16 protein-coding genes are annotated in these 15,861 nt (G+C 72.5%); 8 read left to right on the top strand and 8 right to left on the bottom strand.

Annotation, left to right across the window (positions count from 1 at the left end; translation table 11 throughout):
• Nucleotides 1-74 precede the first annotated feature (74 nt).
• Both ACFW9Z_RS20675 and ACFW9Z_RS20680 read left to right on the top strand, forming a co-directional pair.
• On the top strand, nucleotides 75-278 hold the full coding sequence (locus ACFW9Z_RS20675; protein ID WP_003969786.1) for a cold-shock protein: 204 nt from the start codon (nucleotides 75-77) through the stop codon (nucleotides 276-278).
• A 202-nt stretch (nucleotides 279-480) separates the two neighbouring features.
• A complete protein-coding gene (locus tag ACFW9Z_RS20680; RefSeq protein ID WP_384642759.1) occupies nucleotides 481-2,076 on the top strand; it encodes a DEAD/DEAH box helicase in 1,596 nt (531 codons plus the stop codon).
• 275 nt (nucleotides 2,077-2,351) lie between these two features.
• Here ACFW9Z_RS20680 and ACFW9Z_RS20685 read toward each other — a convergent pair whose 3' ends face one another.
• The 4 genes from ACFW9Z_RS20685 to ACFW9Z_RS20700 are packed head-to-tail and all read right to left on the bottom strand — an operon-like array spanning nucleotide 2,352 to nucleotide 5,793.
• On the bottom strand, nucleotides 2,352-3,398 hold the full coding sequence (locus ACFW9Z_RS20685; protein ID WP_384642762.1) for an NAD(P)H-dependent flavin oxidoreductase: 1,047 nt from the start codon (nucleotides 3,396-3,398) through the stop codon (nucleotides 2,352-2,354).
• Nucleotides 3,398-4,147, bottom strand: coding sequence for a CoA-transferase subunit beta (locus ACFW9Z_RS20690; protein ID WP_384642765.1), 750 nt, complete (start codon nucleotides 4,145-4,147; stop codon nucleotides 3,398-3,400). The genes ACFW9Z_RS20685 and ACFW9Z_RS20690 overlap by 1 nt, the downstream gene beginning before the upstream one ends.
• Nucleotides 4,144-5,040 carry a CoA transferase subunit A gene (locus ACFW9Z_RS20695; protein ID WP_384642768.1) on the bottom strand — a complete coding sequence of 299 codons (897 nt, stop codon included), beginning with the start codon at nucleotides 5,038-5,040 and terminating at the stop codon, nucleotides 4,144-4,146. Before ACFW9Z_RS20695 ends, ACFW9Z_RS20690 begins: the two co-directional genes overlap by 4 nt.
• Before the next feature lie 3 nt (nucleotides 5,041-5,043).
• A complete protein-coding gene (locus tag ACFW9Z_RS20700; RefSeq protein WP_384642771.1) occupies nucleotides 5,044-5,793 on the bottom strand; it encodes an enoyl-CoA hydratase family protein in 750 nt (249 codons plus the stop codon).
• 96 nt (nucleotides 5,794-5,889) lie between these two features.
• On the opposite strand from ACFW9Z_RS20700, the gene ACFW9Z_RS20705 reads away from it, so the two are divergent.
• From ACFW9Z_RS20705 to ACFW9Z_RS20715, 3 genes are all read left to right on the top strand, one after another.
• Nucleotides 5,890-6,816, top strand: a complete 927-nt coding sequence (locus ACFW9Z_RS20705; RefSeq protein ID WP_384642774.1) for an SDR family oxidoreductase — start codon at nucleotides 5,890-5,892, stop codon at nucleotides 6,814-6,816.
• A gap of 208 nt (nucleotides 6,817-7,024) precedes the next feature.
• A complete protein-coding gene (locus ACFW9Z_RS20710) occupies nucleotides 7,025-7,762 on the top strand; it encodes a VOC family protein (RefSeq protein ID WP_384642777.1) in 738 nt (245 codons plus the stop codon).
• A gap of 53 nt (nucleotides 7,763-7,815) precedes the next feature.
• Nucleotides 7,816-8,379 (top strand): GNAT family N-acetyltransferase, encoded by a 564-nt coding sequence (locus ACFW9Z_RS20715; protein ID WP_384642779.1) that lies wholly within the window; start codon nucleotides 7,816-7,818, stop codon nucleotides 8,377-8,379.
• Nucleotides 8,380-8,401: 22 nt separating this feature from the next.
• Here the strand turns inward: ACFW9Z_RS20715 and ACFW9Z_RS20720 are convergent, their stop codons facing one another.
• Together ACFW9Z_RS20720 and ACFW9Z_RS20725 are read right to left on the bottom strand one after the other, a co-directional pair.
• The gene (locus ACFW9Z_RS20720) at nucleotides 8,402-9,157 is read right to left on the bottom strand and encodes an ankyrin repeat domain-containing protein (protein WP_384642782.1); all 756 of its coding nucleotides are present in this window, start codon (nucleotides 9,155-9,157) and stop codon (nucleotides 8,402-8,404) included.
• Between the two features lie 30 nt (nucleotides 9,158-9,187).
• The gene (locus ACFW9Z_RS20725) at nucleotides 9,188-10,090 is read right to left on the bottom strand and encodes a hypothetical protein (RefSeq protein ID WP_384642785.1); all 903 of its coding nucleotides are present in this window, start codon (nucleotides 10,088-10,090) and stop codon (nucleotides 9,188-9,190) included.
• Nucleotides 10,091-10,357: 267 nt separating this feature from the next.
• Here ACFW9Z_RS20725 and ACFW9Z_RS20730 point away from each other — a divergent pair, with 267 nt between their 5' ends.
• Nucleotides 10,358-11,137, top strand: coding sequence for a S1 family peptidase (locus ACFW9Z_RS20730; RefSeq protein ID WP_384642787.1), 780 nt, complete (start codon nucleotides 10,358-10,360; stop codon nucleotides 11,135-11,137).
• A 34-nt stretch (nucleotides 11,138-11,171) separates the two neighbouring features.
• On the opposite strand, the gene ACFW9Z_RS20735 is transcribed toward ACFW9Z_RS20730, so the two are convergent.
• On the bottom strand, nucleotides 11,172-13,058 hold the full coding sequence (locus tag ACFW9Z_RS20735; protein WP_384642790.1) for a beta-galactosidase family protein: 1,887 nt from the start codon (nucleotides 13,056-13,058) through the stop codon (nucleotides 11,172-11,174).
• A 236-nt stretch (nucleotides 13,059-13,294) separates the two neighbouring features.
• Here ACFW9Z_RS20735 and ACFW9Z_RS20740 point away from each other — a divergent pair, with 236 nt between their 5' ends.
• Nucleotides 13,295-14,173: an AraC family transcriptional regulator gene (locus tag ACFW9Z_RS20740; protein ID WP_384642793.1), complete on the top strand. Its 879-nt coding sequence runs from the start codon at nucleotides 13,295-13,297 to the stop codon at nucleotides 14,171-14,173.
• 132 nt (nucleotides 14,174-14,305) lie between these two features.
• Nucleotides 14,306-14,638, top strand: a complete 333-nt coding sequence (locus ACFW9Z_RS20745) for a chorismate mutase (RefSeq protein WP_384642795.1) — start codon at nucleotides 14,306-14,308, stop codon at nucleotides 14,636-14,638.
• Nucleotides 14,639-14,656: 18 nt separating this feature from the next.
• Here the strand turns inward: ACFW9Z_RS20745 and ACFW9Z_RS20750 are convergent, their stop codons facing one another.
• Nucleotides 14,657-15,706 (bottom strand): MHYT domain-containing protein, encoded by a 1,050-nt coding sequence (locus ACFW9Z_RS20750; RefSeq protein WP_384642798.1) that lies wholly within the window; start codon nucleotides 15,704-15,706, stop codon nucleotides 14,657-14,659.
• Nucleotides 15,707-15,861 lie beyond the last annotated feature (155 nt).

Genomic DNA, 15,861 nt, shown 5'->3' on the forward strand with positions numbered 1-15,861 from the left:
ATGGGGCTCAATGCGGCGACTTGGAATCCGTAAAGTGCGGATTCTCGGCACTGCACCTGTTTTAGGAGAATGACATGGCCACCGGCACCGTGAAGTGGTTCAACTCGGAAAAGGGCTTCGGCTTCATCGAGCAGGACGGCGGCGGCGCCGACGTCTTCGCCCACTACTCCAACATCGCCACCTCGGGCTTCCGTGAGCTCCAGGAGGGCCAGAAGGTCTCCTTCGACGTCACGCAGGGCCAGAAGGGCCCGCAGGCGGAGAACATCGTCCCGGCCTAATTGCCGCGACGCGTACCTCGCTGACCGGGGCTCGCACCGTGAAGGTGCGGGCCCCGGTTTGTGCTGTCCGAGGTTTGAGCTGTCCGATCCACCACCCGCTTTGTGCGCGCATCCTGGGGGCGCACGACAAGCGGTCGGACAAGCACATCGGCAGTCATCCGAATCCGCAGTTGCCCAGGAATCCCCAGGAGGGCAATTCCGTATGACTCGCTTCGAACGCCAGGACCGTACCCCCCGCTCCCGCCCGGCCCGTGGCCGGGGACAGGGCGCTGCGGCGCAGGCCCCGTCGGGCAACCGTGGCGGCGGCGCCGCCCGTGGCAAGGCTCCGGCCCGCCGCCGTGCCACCCCGCCGCAGGGCGAGTTCGCCCTGCCGGAGACGGTGACCCCCGCACTGCCCGCCGTCGAGGCCTTCGCCGACCTCGACATGCCCGCCGCGCTGCTGAAGACCCTCGCCGCGCAGGGCGTCACCGAGCCGTTCCCGATCCAGGGCGCGACCCTGCCGAACTCGCTGGCCGGCCGGGACATCCTCGGCCGTGGCCGCACCGGCTCCGGCAAGACCCTCGCCTTCGGCCTGGCCCTGCTGGCCCGCACCGCCGGGCGCCGCAGCGAGCCGCGCGCCCCGCTGGCCATGGTCCTCGTCCCCACCCGTGAGCTGGCCCAGCAGGTCACCGACGCGCTGACCCCGTACGCCACCTCCGTGAACCTGCGGCTCGCCACGGTCGTCGGCGGCATGTCGATCACCAAGCAGTCCGCCACCCTGCGGCGCGGCGCCGAAGTGCTCGTCGCCACGCCGGGCCGGCTCAAGGACCTCATCGAGCGTGGCGACTGCCGGCTGGACCAGGTCTCCATCACCGTCCTCGACGAGGCCGACCAGATGGCCGACATGGGCTTCATGCCGCAGGTCGTCGCCCTGCTGAAGCAGGTCGAGGCGGACGGGCAGCGCATGCTGTTCTCCGCGACCCTGGACAAGAACATCGACCGCCTCGTCAAGATGTTCCTCACCGACCCGGTCGTGCACTCCGTCGACCCGTCCGCCGGTGCGGTCACCACGATGGAGCACCATGTGCTCCACGTCCTGGACGAGACGGACAAGAAGGCCGTCGCCACGAAGATCGCCGCCCGGGACGGCCGCGTGATCATGTTCGTCGACACCAAGCGTGCCGCCGACCGGTTCGCCAAGCGGCTGCTCGCCAGCGGGGTACGGGCGGCCGCCCTGCACGGCGGGCGCTCCCAGCCGCAGCGCAACCGGACCCTGGACCAGTTCAAGAACGGCCAGGTCACGGCGCTCGTCGCGACCAACGTGGCGGCCCGGGGCATCCATGTCGACGACCTCGACCTCGTCGTCAACGTGGACCCGCCGACCGACCACAAGGACTACCTCCACCGGGGCGGCCGTACGGCCCGCGCCGGGGAGTCCGGCAGCGTCGTCACGCTGGTGCTGCCCGAGGAGAAGCGGGAGATGACCCGGCTGATGCAGGACGCGGGCATCGCGCCGCGCACCACGCGGGTCACCTCCAGCGACGAGGAGCTGTCCCGGATCACGGGGGCGCGTGAGCCCTCCGGGATCGCGATCGTCGTCGAGGTCCCGCAGCCGACTCCGCCGAAGCAGCGGACGCGGTCGGGCGGTTCGGGTTCGGCCGGCTCCGGCGGGGGCGCGGTGCGCTCCGGGAGCCGGGGGCGGGGGCGGCGTGGGTCCGGTGCGGGTGGCGCGTCCGGTGGTGGCGCGGGCCGTTCCGGTGGCGAGTCCCGGGGTACGGGGCGTTCCGGCGCTCCTGCGCGGGGGCGTCGGGCCGCGTAAGGGCGGCCGCTTCAAGCCCGTCCGGGGACCGTTTGAGCCCGTCCGGGCATGGAGGACCGGGACCACCTTCAGCCGTCCGGCGATCGAGGACCGGGGTCGGTCCGGGGCAGAGCCCCGAAGGGCCCCGCCCCGGTCGCCGGACAACGTGGGTGTCCTCAAGCGCCGGACGGGCTGGATTTTGCCGCCCGGGACGTGATGTGCGGGCCCGGCCCCTGGTCGGCCGGGCAGGGCCACCAGAGCTTCGTCGACGGCCGGGCAGGGCTGCCAGAGCTTCGTCAACGGCCGGGCAGGGCCGCCAACGCCTCGTCCGCCTCCCGCATGATCCGGGTCACCAGCTCCGCCACGTTCGGCAGGTCCTCGATCAGGGCCGCCACCTGGCCCGACGCCATGATGCCGACATCCGTGCGGCCGTCCACCATGGCCGCCCTCAGCAGCATCGGCGTGTTCGCGGCCAGCAGCACCTGGCTCCAGGTCAGCTCCTTTCCGTGCCGCAGTGCCAAGCCGTCCCGCACCATGCCCGGCCAGCTCAGGCCGGAGATCCGGCGGAAGCGGGACGCCCGGCGCACCGCCCGTGCCAGTGAGCGCAGGCGGCCCGCACCCTCCAGCTCCGCCACCATCTCCGTACGGAGCATCCGGTGCGGCAGCCCGTCCACGGCCCTCGTCAGGGTGATGTCCCTGACCGTGGCCGCCAGATATCGGGCCTTCACCGCATCCGGCACCGTCGACTCCGAGGTCAGCAGGAACCGGGTGCCCATCGCGACGCCCGCCGCCCCGTACGCCAGCGCCGCCACCAGCCCGCGCCCGTCGTGGAAACCGCCCGCCGCGACCACCGGGATGTCCACCGCGTCGACCACCTGCGGCAGCAGCACCGTCGTCGCCACGTCCCCCGTGTGGCCGCCGCCCTCGCCGCCCTGCACGATCACCGCGTCCGCGCCCCAGGCCGCGACCTTCTCCGCATGGCGCCGGGCCCCCACCGACGGGACGACCACCACACCCGCGTCCTTCAGCTCCGCGATGAGCTCCCGCGACGGGGCGAGCGCGAACGACGCCACCCGTACGCCCTCCTCGACGATGATCCGCACCCGCTCCCGCGCGTCCCCGGCGTCCGCGCGCAGGTTCACGCCGAACGGGTCGTCCGTCCGGGACTTCACCTCCCGTACGGCGGACCGCAGTTGGTCCGGGGTCATGGTCGCGGAGGCCAGGATGCCGAGCGCCCCCGCCCGCGCGGTCGCCGTGACCAGACGCGGGCCGGAGACCCAGCCCATCCCCGTCTGCACGATCGGGTACCGGACGCCCGCGAGGTCGGTGAACGCCGTGCGCATCAGGGCCGTACCTCACGGTCGCGGGTGGCCGAGGGGTCGATGACCTCGCGGATCAGGGCGAGTTCGGCGGGGGAGGGGTCCCGGGTGTACGGGACCGCGTCGGGGACCGTCAGCGCGAAGCCCGTCGCTTCGCGGACCATGGCCACCGTGACGCCCGGGTGGACCGAGGCCAGCCGCATCGAACGGTCCGGGGTCGCGAAGTCGAACACCCCCAGATCACTGATGACTTGAGGGATGCGGTGGAAGCGCGTGGCCGAAGGGCCCGCCGCCCGCGCGTTGTCGTGGCCGACCCCGCAGACCATGTCGACCCGCTCGACGAAGACCCGGGGCGAGTGCCGGGGGATCCAGTAACTCACCGGGTTGTTGAGGGTGTTGACCGGTGCTCCGCGCACTCCCAGGAGCTGGCGGGCAGGCTGCTCCCAGTCGCCGATGCAGGAGATGTTCTGGTTGCCGAACCGGTCGATCTGACTCGCGCCCATCATCACGTGCCGCCTGCCGCCGGTGACCAGGGCGAGGTGCTTGCGGTAGGGGAGCCAGCCCTCCGTCTCGCCGTCCGGGCCGACGATCGTCGACTCGCCGTCCGTGAGCAGGAGTTCGGGGGCGAAGGTCAGCCGGGCCAGCCGGGCGCCGATGGACGGGACCGCGCCCATCGGGCTGGCCAGCACCTCCCCGTCACCGAGCCAGGCCTCCGCACAGGCGATCACGCAGTACTCGGCGCGGGTCGCGGCAACAGTGCCGGGTGTGTTCACTTCTGCTCCTCGTGCCAGGTGCGGACCGCCTGCTGGTAGCCCTTCTCGTCGCCGTCCGGAGGCAGGAAGCGCGCACTGAACTCCGCCCAGGCCGCCGGGTCCGCCGCCGCAGCCGCATACGCCTTCTGGAACGGCTCGTCGCGCGGATGGTCGGGAACGCACGAGGTGAAGTGCGCGCCGCCCGGCGTCTCGACGACCCCCGTGACGGAGTGCCGCCGGATCAGGAGCGTCTGCGGGGCCGCGCCGGACTCCCCCGTCAACTCCGCTGTGTCCACCAGCCGTTCGCAGGAGACGTACGCCGTGTCCGCCGCCTCGCAGAACAGATCGTCGAAGTACGGGTCGGGGCCCAGATACTGGCCGTTGCCCAGCCGGTCCGCCCGGTTCAGGTGGACCAGCGCCGCGTCCATCCGCAGGGCCGGTACCGCGACGAACTCCTCCCCGTCCTCGTACGGTGAAGTCACCGTCCGCAGCTCGGGGTTGACCCGCATCACATCGGATCCGAGCCCCGCCCGCACCGGCAGGAACGGCAGCCGGTTGGCGGCCGCGTGCAGCCCCCACATGAACATCGCCTCGTCGATCTCCGTCAGCGCGAACGCCCCCCGTTGCCGGGCCGCCCGGTAGTGCGGCTCCAGCGGGATCGAGTCGAGCGTCACGAACGCCGTGACCAGGCGGGAGATCCGGCCCGCCGCCGCGAGCAGGCCGACATCCGGGCCACCGTAGGAGACCACCGTCAGATCGGTGACGGGGGAGCGGAGCAACGCCCTGACCAGGGCCATCGGCTTGCGGCGCGAACCCCAGCCGCCGATGCCGATGGTCATGCCGCTCTCCAGCCGGGCGACGACCTCCTCGGGTGTCATGGTCTTGTCGCGGGCGGCGGCGGGCCGGTCGGTCATCTCTCAGGCCTCCTTGCCGAAGGTGTCACGGACCCGGCCGGCGGTCCCGGACAGGCTCGCCTCGAAGGTGAAGCCCTGCTCGAAGCGGTAGCTGCGCTGTACGTCGACGGGGTCGATGCCGTTGAGCGCGGCCTTGGCCAGCCGCAGCAGATGGCCGTCCTTACGGGCGATCTCGGCCGCCAACTCCACCGCTTTCTCCAGCAGTTCATCCACCGGCACGACCCGCCAGACCGAGCCGTGGGCGAGCAGTTCGGCCGCCGTCACCGTGCGCGAGGTGTAGTACAGCGTCCGCATCAGGTGTTGCGGGACCAGCCGGGCCAGATGGGTCGCCGCCCCGAGCGCGCCCCGGTCCAGCTCCGGCAGGCCGAAGACGGCGTCCTCGCCCGCCACGATCGCGTCCGCGTTCCCGACGAGGCCGATACCGCCCCCGAGGCAGAACCCCTGCACGGCCGCGACGACCGGGACCTCGCACGCGTACACGGCCTCGAACGCCTCCGCACACCCCCGGTTGACGCCGATCAGCGCCGCGTTCCCCGGATCGCGCTGCAACTCCTTGATGTCGACCCCCGCGCTGAACCCGCGCCCGGCGGCGGCCAGCACGACGCAGCGCACCTCCGGGTCGCGGCCCGCCGCCCGGACGGCGTCGGCCAGCTCGTACCAGCCCCGCACGGGGAGCGCGTTGACGGGCGGGTGGTCGACGGTGACGACGCGGACGCCCTCGGCCCCGGCCGGAGACGCGGTGGAGACAGTCATCGGAGGATCAGCTACCTTTCCACCAAACATTTGTTAGGTGGACGGTAGCAGTCACACCCCCGCCCGCCAACCGGGCCCACACGAACGGGAGATGCGATGACCACACCCCCCACCGGACGGCTCTGCGCGGGCCGGGTCGTCGCCGTCACGGGCGCCGGACGCGGCCTCGGCCGGGCCCACGCGCTCGCCTTCGCAGCCGAAGGGGCGGCAGTCGTCGTCAACGACCTCGGCGTCGGGCCCGGCGGCGACGGCGGCTCGGGCGGCCCCGCCCGCCGGGTCGTCGAGGAGATCGTGGCGGCGGGCGGTGAGGCGGTCGTCCATGACGGGGACATCGCCACCGCCGAGGGCGCCGCCTCCCTGGTCACCACCGCCCTGGACGCCTTCGGCCACCTCGACACCCTGGTCAACAACGCGGGTTTCCTCCGGGACCGGATGCTCGTCAACCTGGACGAGGACGACTGGGACGCGGTGATGCGCGTCCACCTCAAGGGCCACTTCCTGCCCCTGAAGCACGCCGCCGCCCACTGGCGGGCCGAGGCCAAGGCGGGCCGCACGCCCGTCGCCCGGGTGATCAACACCAGCTCCGGCGCCGGGCTCCTCGGCAGCGTCGGCCAGGGCAACTACGCGGCCGCCAAGGCCGGGATCGTCGCCCTCACCCTGGTGGCGGCGGCGGAACTGGGCCGGTACGGAGTCCACGTCAACGCCCTCGCCCCGGCCGCCCGGACCCGGATGACCGAGCAGACCTTCGCCGAGGCGATGGCGGCCCCGGGGGAGGGGGAGTTCGACGCGATGGCCCCCGAGAACGTCTCGCCCCTCGTCGTCTGGCTCGGCTCCGCCGCGAGCGACGGGGTGACCGGCCGCGTCTTCGAGGCCGAGGCGGGCCGCATCACCGTCATGGAGGGCTGGCGCCCGGGCCCCACCGACGACCGGGGCGCGCGCAGATCCCCGGCCGAGGCGGGGGAGACCGTACGGCGGCTGCTGGCGGACGCGGAGGTGGCGCAGGGGGTGTACGGGGCGTCGTAGGCGATCTCGTACGTGGCCTTGCGCAGCGATCTCGTACGGCGATCTTGCACAGCAGTCTCGTACGGTGATCTTGCGTGGCGGTCTCGTACGGCGATCCCCTATGGCGATCTCGTACGGCGGTCTCGTACGGCGCGTGCGGGGGGAGTTATTCGGTTGCTGAGGCGTCCGGGCGTCCGGTATCCAGCAGGGGACACCTGAGGAGCGCACGATGACGCGGCACGGCCCCCTGAACGAGTTCTGCTGGATGGACCTCAAGACCCACGACCCCTCCGGCACCGCAGCCTTCTTCTCCTCGGTGCTCGGCTGGGACTTCGCCGTGGACGAGGAGGACTGGCGCCGGGCCGTGAAGTTCTCCGCCGGAGGCCACCGCATCGGCGGGGTCAGCGACCTCGCCCAGCCGGTCTACCCGCCGGGCACCCCCGCCCATACCGCCTACTACCTTGCGGTCGACGACGTGGACACCCGTACGGCCGTGGCGGCGGAGCACGGGGCGCAGATCGTCCTTCCGCCCTTCGACGCGGGCGACCAGGGCCGGATCGCCACCCTGATCGACCCGGCGGGAGCGGTCTTCTCCCTCTGGCGGCCGTCCGGGTACGCGGGGTGGCCGGTACCGACCCCGGAGGAGGACAAGGGTGCGCCCCACATCGAGGCCGCCCCCCACCGTATGGTCCTGGTCTGCGAAGACCCGAAGCGGGCCCGGGACTTCTACACCGAGGTGACGGGCGCCCCTCTCGCCCGCGCCATATTCGCCCAGGGCCCCTACGGAGCGGCCTCCGCACCGCAGTGGGAGCTGGCCATCGGCGTGCACGACGTGGAAGGCGTCGTCACCCGGGCCTGCGCGCACGAATGCGGCCTCGTCACCCTGTCCCGGGAGTGCGGCCGGCCCCGCGCCCGGCTGAGGAGCCCGGAGGGGCTGACCTTCCGCATCCACCCGCTGGGCCTGTGAGCCCCGCGCCCGTCCGGTGGCGGGACCCCGCCGCGTACGGAGAGGATCACCGCATGCCCGCCTTCCTGGAGACCGACCGGCTCATCCTGCGCCCGTTCACGGGGGCCGATGTCCCCCACCTGCTCGCCCTCGACAACGACCCCGAGGTCATGCGGTACATCAACGGCGGCCGCCCGGTCAGCCGCGAGGAGATCCGGGAGCGGACCCTGCCGAGGCTCCTCCACGACCACCCGGGCACCGGGACCCGCGGGTTCTGGGCCGTGGAGGAGAAGGCCACCGGGGGCTTCCTCGGCTGGTTCGAGCTGCGGCCCCTGGCCGACCACGTCCCCGCCGTCGTCGAGCTCGGCTACCGGCTCAACAGGGCCGCCTGGGGCCGGGGTTACGCCACCGAGGGCGCACGGGCCCTCGTGGACAAGGGGTTCACCGACCTCGGGGTGCAGCGCGTCACCGCCAACACCATGGCCGTCAACGCGGCGTCCCGGCGGGTGATGGAGAAGACGGGGCTCACCTTCCTCCGCGCCTACACCGAGGAGTGGCCGGACCCCATCGAGGGCTCGGAGCACGGCGAGGTGGAGTACGTACTCACCCGGGCAGAGTGGGAGAAGCGCCGGGCGTAACCCCCTCCGGCGGGGCCGCGGTTCACCCCCGCCCCTCCAGCAGCGCCACGATCTCCCCGTGCCCCGTGTGCAGGTCCGCCCCCGCCATCGGCTCCCCGTCCCGCAGCAGCTCCACGGTCACCGTCTCCTCGCCGTCGACCACGTCCCGCCGGACCACCGCGTCGAGCCCGGGGCCGTACGTCTCCTCCAGCCGCCGCAGCAGCTCCCGCTCCGGGTCGAGGCCGGCCAGCCGCCGCGCCTCGGCCAGCGCCACGCCCACCACCGCATCCTGCCCCGCCGCCCCGGCCCCGTACTCCAGCAGCGCCCGCACCGTCCGCAGCGAGCCGCGCTCCGCCGCCAGGACCAGCATCGCCTCCCCCCGGGGACCGGGCAGCAACGGGTCCGCGCCCCCGGCGAGCAGCACCTTCACCGTGGAGGCGTGGCCCAGCCCCACCGCCCAGCGCAGCGCCGTGAACCCGAACTCCTCGCGCAGATCCGGCCGCGCCCCGGCCATCAGCAGCGCCTCCACCACCTCGGTGTGCCCGCCGCACGCCGCCCCGCACAACGGCAGGTCACCCGCCTCGGGGCCGCTCGCCCGGTTCGGGTCGGCGCCCGCCGCGAGCAGCAGCCGTACCGCTCCCGGCCGGTCCTGGACCGCCGCAAGATAGAGCGCCGTCTCCCCCTCCTCATCGCTCGACTCGGCCTGCGCACCCGCGCGCAGCGCCCGTACGACAGCGTCATCGTCCTCGTACAGCGCATCGAACAGGCTTGGTTCGTCCCTGATCGGCTCGTTCATCATGTTTCGAGCCTACGGTGGCCGAAACCATGCCTACGTGTCGCACTCCAGTCGTGTGCGGCACAGCCCGCACCGCGCGGCGACCCGGCCCCGGACGGGGAGCCGGATGCGCTGGTGGCAGGTGGGGCAGGGGAAGGAGACCCGCAGCCCCTCGGCGCCGGTCTCGAAGGCGTACGGAAGACCCGGGTCCGTGCCCGTGCCGGGGTGGTCCCGGGCGTACCGCCGGTCCTTGGCATAGCGCCGCCGCCCCGCCCAGCCGGCGTCGGCCAGCGGAGGCCTGCGCAGATCGTGCAGGGCCTGCGCCCGCCCCTTGGTGTAGGCCGTGTACGCCTGCGGGCTGGTGAACCACGGCGAGGGGTCCTCGTCGAACACCAACGCCCGCTTGGCCAGGACGTATCCGAACTCCTCCGGGGTCAGATAGCCGAGCTTCTGCCGGGAGGTGGCGTCCTCCCGGAAGGCGTCCAGCAGCAGCCAGCCCGCGCCGAGATAGGCGGTCACCGTGTCGGTGAGGATCTCGTTGTTCCGCGTGCCGGGGAACTCCAGGCCCAGCCGGTGCAGCAGGACATGGGTGATCTCGTGGGCCAGCGCCGCGCCGATGTCCCTGCGGTGGGTGCGGAAACGGTCGTTGAGCTCGATGAAGTACTCCGGCCCGGCGGCCAGTTCCACACTCGCCGCGTGCTCCATCGTGCGGAAGCCGACGATCATGCGGGCGTCGGGCAGATGCAGATGGTGGACCAGGGCGCGGGCCACCCGCTGGGCGCCCAGATGGAGATCGTCCGCGTCGGAGAAGGCCGCGTCGGAGGGGACCAGGCTGGTGCCGTAGGAGTGGACGCCATCGGGGGAGAGCCGCCGGTACAGCGCGGTGATCGCGGACCGGACCGTGTCCAGATGCGGAAAGCCGTGGACGACCGGTGCGCCCGGACTGCCGTTGCTCACGTCCGTACCCCCATCCGCTCCCTCGGGAACCCCCGCCCTCGACGGACCTCCCCTGTGACGGACCTCCACTGTAGGCCGGGGTGCCGCGCGGAGGGGGAGACGGCCGCCCGCGGACCTGGCCGAAAAGTGCGCCTTGTGGCGGCGGTCACCGGCTCCCGATAATCGGATCGCCTTGACGGGTGCATGACGAATGTTCGGGTGTGTGGCGCACATTGGTATGCCCCGTCACGGTTCCCACCGCAACCCCCCACGAAAGAAGGCACATCCGTGAAGCAGCTCCTGCGTGCGCTGAAGAGATGTTCCGTCGTCATAGCAGCCGTCGCCATCGCGACCGTCGGCCTCCAGCCCCTCACCGCCTCCGCCGCCCCCAACCCCGTCGTCGGCGGATCCCGCGCCGCCCAGGGCGAGTTCCCCTTCATGGTCCGGCTCTCCATGGGCTGCGGCGGCTCCCTCTACGCCCAGGACATCGTCCTCACCGCCGCCCACTGCGTGAACGGATCGGGCAACAACACCTCGATCACCGTCACCGGAGGCGTCGTCGACCTCCAGTCGCCCAACGCCGTCAAGGTCCGCTCCACCAAGGTGCTGCGCGCCCCGGGCTACAACGGCACCGGCAAGGACTGGGCGCTGATCAAGCTCGCCCAGCCCATCAACCAGCCCACCCTCAAGATCGCCACCACGACCGCGTACAACCAGGGCACCTTCACCGTCGCCGGCTGGGGCGCCAACCGCGAGGGCGGCAGCCAGCAGCGCTACCTCCTCAAGGCCAACGTCCCGTTCGTCTCGGACGCCGCCTGCCGCGCCGCCTACGGCAGCAGCTTCGTCGCGGCCGAGGAGATCTGCGCCGGATACCCCGACACCGGCGGAATCGACACCTGCCAGGGTGACTCCGGCGGCCCGATGTTCCGCAAGGACAACGCCAATGAGTGGGTCCAGGTCGGCATCGTCAGCTGGGGTTACGGCTGCGCCCGGCCCGGCTACCCGGGCGTCTACGCCGAGGTCTCGACCTTCGCCACCGCCATCGCCTCAGCCGCCGCCACGCTCTGACGCCCGTCCCCACCACCCGCGCCCCTGCGGGTGATCAGGGCTGAACCACCCCGGGGGTGCCCGACGGTACGGGTGCCCCCGGACCGGGCTCGGGGGTACCGGACTGTACGGGTGCCTCCGGACCGGGCTCGGAAGTGCCCAACCGTACGGGTGCCCCCGGGCCCAGCTCCACGTACGGCTCGCCCGCCCCCTCCAGCTCCAGCACCCACACCTCGTTGACGCCCTCGCGGAGCACCGGGCCCGGCACGTACAGCGTCTCCTGCGGGCCCGCGGACCAGTACCGGCCCAGGCAGAAGCCGTTCACCCAGACGAAGCCCCGCGTCCAGCCGGGCAGCCGCAGCCCCGCGTGACCGACACCCTCCGTCCCCGCGACGGTGACCGTCCCCCGGAACAGCCCCGTCCCTCCTGTGACCCCCGGCACCGGCCCGAACGGCACCCCCGCCACCGCGCCCGCCTCCTCGAAGGCGTCCAGCCGCAGCCCCCGGGCCCGTACACCGTGCAGGTACTGCCGCTCGTGCAGCACCCCGCCCGTGATCCCCTTCGCCTCACCCAGGCGCGGCCCGTAGTTGACCCGGCCCAGCGACTCCACCCACAGCTCCACCTCCGCCGGACCCGCCACCGGCTCCGGCAGCGTGTCGTTCCCCTCGGTCAGCACCCCCGCCCGCACCCCGTCCACGTACACCACCGCCCGGTCCCGCAGCCCCGCCGCACGCAGCGGATACGGGATGCGCGGGCCCGGCACCGCGACCCGGTAGCGCACCAGGCCCCGGTCCACACCCAGCTCCTCGAAGGTGGGCGCCACCCCCGGCTCCGGTCCCTCCGGATCACCCAGTGCCTCCAGTACGTCGTTGAGCCCGGCCCATCCGTCCAGCTCCGCCCGCACCGGTACGGCCAAGCCCTCCGGCTCCGGCGGCAGCGCGGGCAGCGGGCCCTCGGCGTACTCCTGGAGCACCTTCCGGAACAGCCGGAACTTCTCCGTGGCCCGCCCGTACTCGTCGACCGGCGCGTCATAGTCGTACGACGTCACCGTCGGCTGGAGCTCCCCGTCCTGCACCGGGCCGGAACGGTTCGCCCCCGCCCAGCCCGCGAAGTTCGTGCCACCGTGCGCCATGTAGACGTTCACCGAAGCCCCGCACTCCAGGATCTCCCGCAGGGCACCGGCCGCCTGCCCCGGATCACGTACGACCGGTTCGGCCCCCCAGTGGTCGAACCAGCCGCACCAGAACTCCATGCACATCAGCGGCCCCTCCGGCTGATGGCGGCGCAGCACCTCGAACCCCTCCCGCGCGCCTGAACCGAAGTTGGCCGTCGCCAGCAGCCCGGGTACGGACCCGCCCGTCAGCATGTGGTCCTCCGGGCCGTCCGAGGTGAACAGGGGAACCGACACCCCGCACTCCCGCAGCAGCCCCGCCAGCCACTCCAGATACACTGCGTCGCTGCCGTAACTCCCGTACTCGTTCTCCGCCTGGACGAGGATCACCGGACCGCCCCGGCCGGTCTCCCGCTCCACCACCTGCGGCAGCAGCTCCCGGAACCACCGCTCCACCGCCGCCCGGTACCCCGCGTCCCGCGTCCGCACCCGCCGCCCGAACCGGCCCGTCACCCAGACCGGCAGCCCCCCGTTCTCCCACTCGGCACAGATGTACGGGCCCGGGCGGACGATCGCCCACAGCCCGGCCTCCCGTACCGCGTCCAGGAACCGGCCCAGCGCCCCGACATCCCGGTACACGCCCTCGCGCGGCTCGTGCAGGTTCCACGGCACATACGTCTCGACGCAGTTCAGCCCCATCGCCGCCAGCATCGAGAGCCGGTGGCCCCACTGCTCCTCGTGCACCCGGAAGTAGTGCAGGGCACCCGACAGCAGCCGTACGGGCTTCCCGTCGAGCCGGAAGTGGCCGTCCCCCACGGTGAACTCGGTCATGGTGCTCGTACGCTCCTGTGCTTGGCGACTCGGCGACTCGGCGACTCGGCGACTCGGCGACTCGGCGGCCCGGCGACCGGAGGCCCGGCGATCCGGCGACCGGAGGCCCCGGGGCGAATTGGTCCGACCACTCTCACCCCTGGCGCGCACCGGGTCCATGGACAAAGATCGCTGCTGATTGGACGCAAGGCACTGCTCAGGGACGCTCAGGGACGCTCAGGGAGAGGAAGGACGCGATGTACCACACCTGGATGCGCTTCTTCACCCCCAGCCCGCTCCACCACCGCCTCGGCCTCGTCTGCCTCGGCGTCGGCCTGCAACACGGGGCGCTGCCCACCGTCGGTCCCCGCACCCTGGACCACCACGTGGCCGTGATCGTCAACTCCGGCACCGGCTGGTTCAGCGGCCCCGACGGGCGCCGCACCCCCGTCACCGCACCCGCCCTCATCTGGCTGACCCCCGGTACCCCGCACCACTACGGCGCCGACCCCGGCACCGGCTGGGACGAGAGCTTCGTCGACTTCACCGGCCCCGCCACCACCACGTACACCGAGCTCGGCTACATCGAGCCCGACCGCCCCCTGATCCCGCTCTCCGACACCGCCGCCCCCCGCGCCGCCGTCGGCCGGATCGTGCGCGCCGCCCGCCGCGGCAACCCCCTCCTGGAGGTGGAGACCGGGGCCGCCGTCCACGAGCTCCTGGTCTCGCTGCGCCGCGCCCGCGCCGACCTCGGGCCCGATGGCGACCCGGTCCTCCAGGCGCTGGCCCGCGACGCCTACCAGCCGCTCTCGGTCGCCGAGCACGCCGCCAAGCACGGCATGACCCCCGCCGAACTGCGCACCGCCGTACGGCGCGGCGCCGGGTGCAGCCCCAAGGACTACCTGCTCACCATCCGCCTGGGCCGGGCCAAGGAGCTCCTCGCCGCCACGGATCTCCCGGTCGCCGCCGTCGCCCGCCGGGTCGGCTACGAGGACCCCGCCTACTTCTCCCGGCTCTTCGCGCGCCGCGTCGGCACCGCCCCCGTACGCTTCCGCGAACAGCAGGGGCGCACCGTGCCCGGCGGCTGGAGCGACCAGGTGCCCGACCCGGACGACCCACCGATGATCGGGGCGTGACGGCGGACGTACGAACGCCCGTGACCGGGCTGTGGGGCGGCGGACGTACGACCGGCGGTGACCGGGCTGCGGAGGCGGACGTACGACTGCCGGTGATCGCGCCGCGACGGCGGACGTCTAAGCTCGCTGACCATGAGTACGAGCGAGATCGACGCATCCGTCCAGGCGGAACTGAACCGGCTGCGCGAGAGCATCGACAACATCGACGCGGCGGTCGTCCATATGCTCGCCGAGCGCTTCAAGGCCACGCAGCAGGTCGGCCGCCTCAAGGCCGACCACCGGCTGCCGCCCGCCGACCCGGCCCGCGAGACCCGTCAGATCGCCCGGCTGCGGCAGCTGGCGCAGAGCGCCAACCTGGACCCGGCCTTCGCCGAGAAGCTGCTGAACTTCATCATCGCCGAGGTCATCCGCCACCACGAGCGCATCGCGGAGGAAGCGGGGAACGGCGAGGCAGCGGGGGCCTGAGACGGACCCCCGCCCGCGTCACCAGGAGGGGTTGGACGGGGGACCGGGCTGCGGCGGGTACGCCGTCCCGGGGTCGGTGGGCCGGTTGTAGCTCTGGGGGTACGCCGGTCCAGGGTCGGCGGGGGCGTCGTAGGCCTGCGGGTATGACGTCCCCGGGCCGGTGGGGCGGTCGTAGCTCTGCGGGTACGCCGACCCGTACTCGGCGGGCCGGTCGTAGGCCGGGGCGGCAGGAGGCGCCGGGGCGGCAGGAGCCGCAGGAGTGACCGGAGCCGCCGGGGTGGCCGGAGCGGTGCGGCCGATGCTCCGGGCGGCCGGGGCGGACCAGTCGCCCTCGCCGAGGACGAGGATCGGGTCGAACATCACGACGACGCCTGCCAGCAGCAGGAACATCAGGGGCCCGATCATCATCGGCAGCACGATCGAGACCGCGGTGTCCCCGGTGAGCGCCTGGGAGTTGTGCACCTCGTGCAGCCGCACGGAGATGCCGCTCATGCCCGTGTAGTGCATGCCGGTGACGGCGACCCCCATCACCAGGCTGGCACCGAGGCTCGGCAGGAAGCCCTTGACCGACACGGCGGCCCAGAGGGCGGCGGTCGCGGCGACGACGGCGATCACGATGGAGAGCGTGACGGCCACGGGGTCGTATTCCAGCCGGCCGTTCATCCGCATGCTCGCCATGCCGATGTAGTGCATCCCCGCGACCCCGAGACCAGTGATCAGCCCCGCCGACAGCAGCGCCGTACGGGTCGCCCCCCGGTACCCCACGATGAAGACGCCCACGCCGACCACCACGATCGCGACCACGAGGCTCAGGATCGTCTGCTGGAGGTCGTAGGTCACCGGCGTCTCCGCCACGCGGAACCCCATCATGGCGATGAAGTGCATCGTCCAGATGCCCGAGCCGATGGCGGCCGCGCCGAGCGCGAGCCAGCCGGGCTTCCAGGAGCTGTCGTTGCGCAGCGAACGGATGGTGCAGCGCAGCCCCAGCGCGCTGCCCAGGCAGGCCATCACATAGGCCACCAGGGGGGTCACCGCGCCGTAGTTGAAACCGTCGATGGTGCCTTGCATGAGCCGGCCGCTCCTGGCATGGGGAAGGTGTGAAGAATGCGTGTGCGATGCGACTTTAGGGTCGTACTACGCCTTGTCCAAATTTCAACGGTGAGAACTATTAAAAAATGGAAGAAAACGCCCCAAGTGATGGGTCGTTAGGTGCATTTCGGGCT

The organism is Streptomyces sp. NPDC059452, assembly GCF_042750035.1.
Lineage (GTDB): Bacteria > Actinomycetota > Actinomycetes > Streptomycetales > Streptomycetaceae > Streptomyces.

Coding starts and splice junctions, on each gene's coding strand:
- ACFW9Z_RS20675 (WP_003969786.1), top strand. CDS start 75: ATGGCCACCGGCACCGTGAAGTGGTTCAACTCGGAAAAGGGCTTCGGC.
- ACFW9Z_RS20680 (WP_384642759.1), top strand. CDS start 481: ATGACTCGCTTCGAACGCCAGGACCGTACCCCCCGCTCCCGCCCGGCC.
- ACFW9Z_RS20685 (WP_384642762.1), bottom strand. CDS start 3,398: ATGCGCACGGCGTTCACCGACCTCGCGGGCGTCCGGTACCCGATCGTG.
- ACFW9Z_RS20695 (WP_384642768.1), bottom strand. CDS start 5,040: ATGACCGACCGGCCCGCCGCCGCCCGCGACAAGACCATGACACCCGAG.
- ACFW9Z_RS20700 (WP_384642771.1), bottom strand. CDS start 5,793: ATGACTGTCTCCACCGCGTCTCCGGCCGGGGCCGAGGGCGTCCGCGTC.
- ACFW9Z_RS20705 (WP_384642774.1), top strand. CDS start 5,890: ATGACCACACCCCCCACCGGACGGCTCTGCGCGGGCCGGGTCGTCGCC.
- ACFW9Z_RS20710 (WP_384642777.1), top strand. CDS start 7,025: ATGACGCGGCACGGCCCCCTGAACGAGTTCTGCTGGATGGACCTCAAG.
- ACFW9Z_RS20715 (WP_384642779.1), top strand. CDS start 7,816: ATGCCCGCCTTCCTGGAGACCGACCGGCTCATCCTGCGCCCGTTCACG.
- ACFW9Z_RS20720 (WP_384642782.1), bottom strand. CDS start 9,157: ATGATGAACGAGCCGATCAGGGACGAACCAAGCCTGTTCGATGCGCTG.
- ACFW9Z_RS20735 (WP_384642790.1), bottom strand. CDS start 13,058: ATGACCGAGTTCACCGTGGGGGACGGCCACTTCCGGCTCGACGGGAAG.
- ACFW9Z_RS20740 (WP_384642793.1), top strand. CDS start 13,295: ATGTACCACACCTGGATGCGCTTCTTCACCCCCAGCCCGCTCCACCAC.
- ACFW9Z_RS20745 (WP_384642795.1), top strand. CDS start 14,306: ATGAGTACGAGCGAGATCGACGCATCCGTCCAGGCGGAACTGAACCGG.
- ACFW9Z_RS20750 (WP_384642798.1), bottom strand. CDS start 15,706: ATGCAAGGCACCATCGACGGTTTCAACTACGGCGCGGTGACCCCCCTG.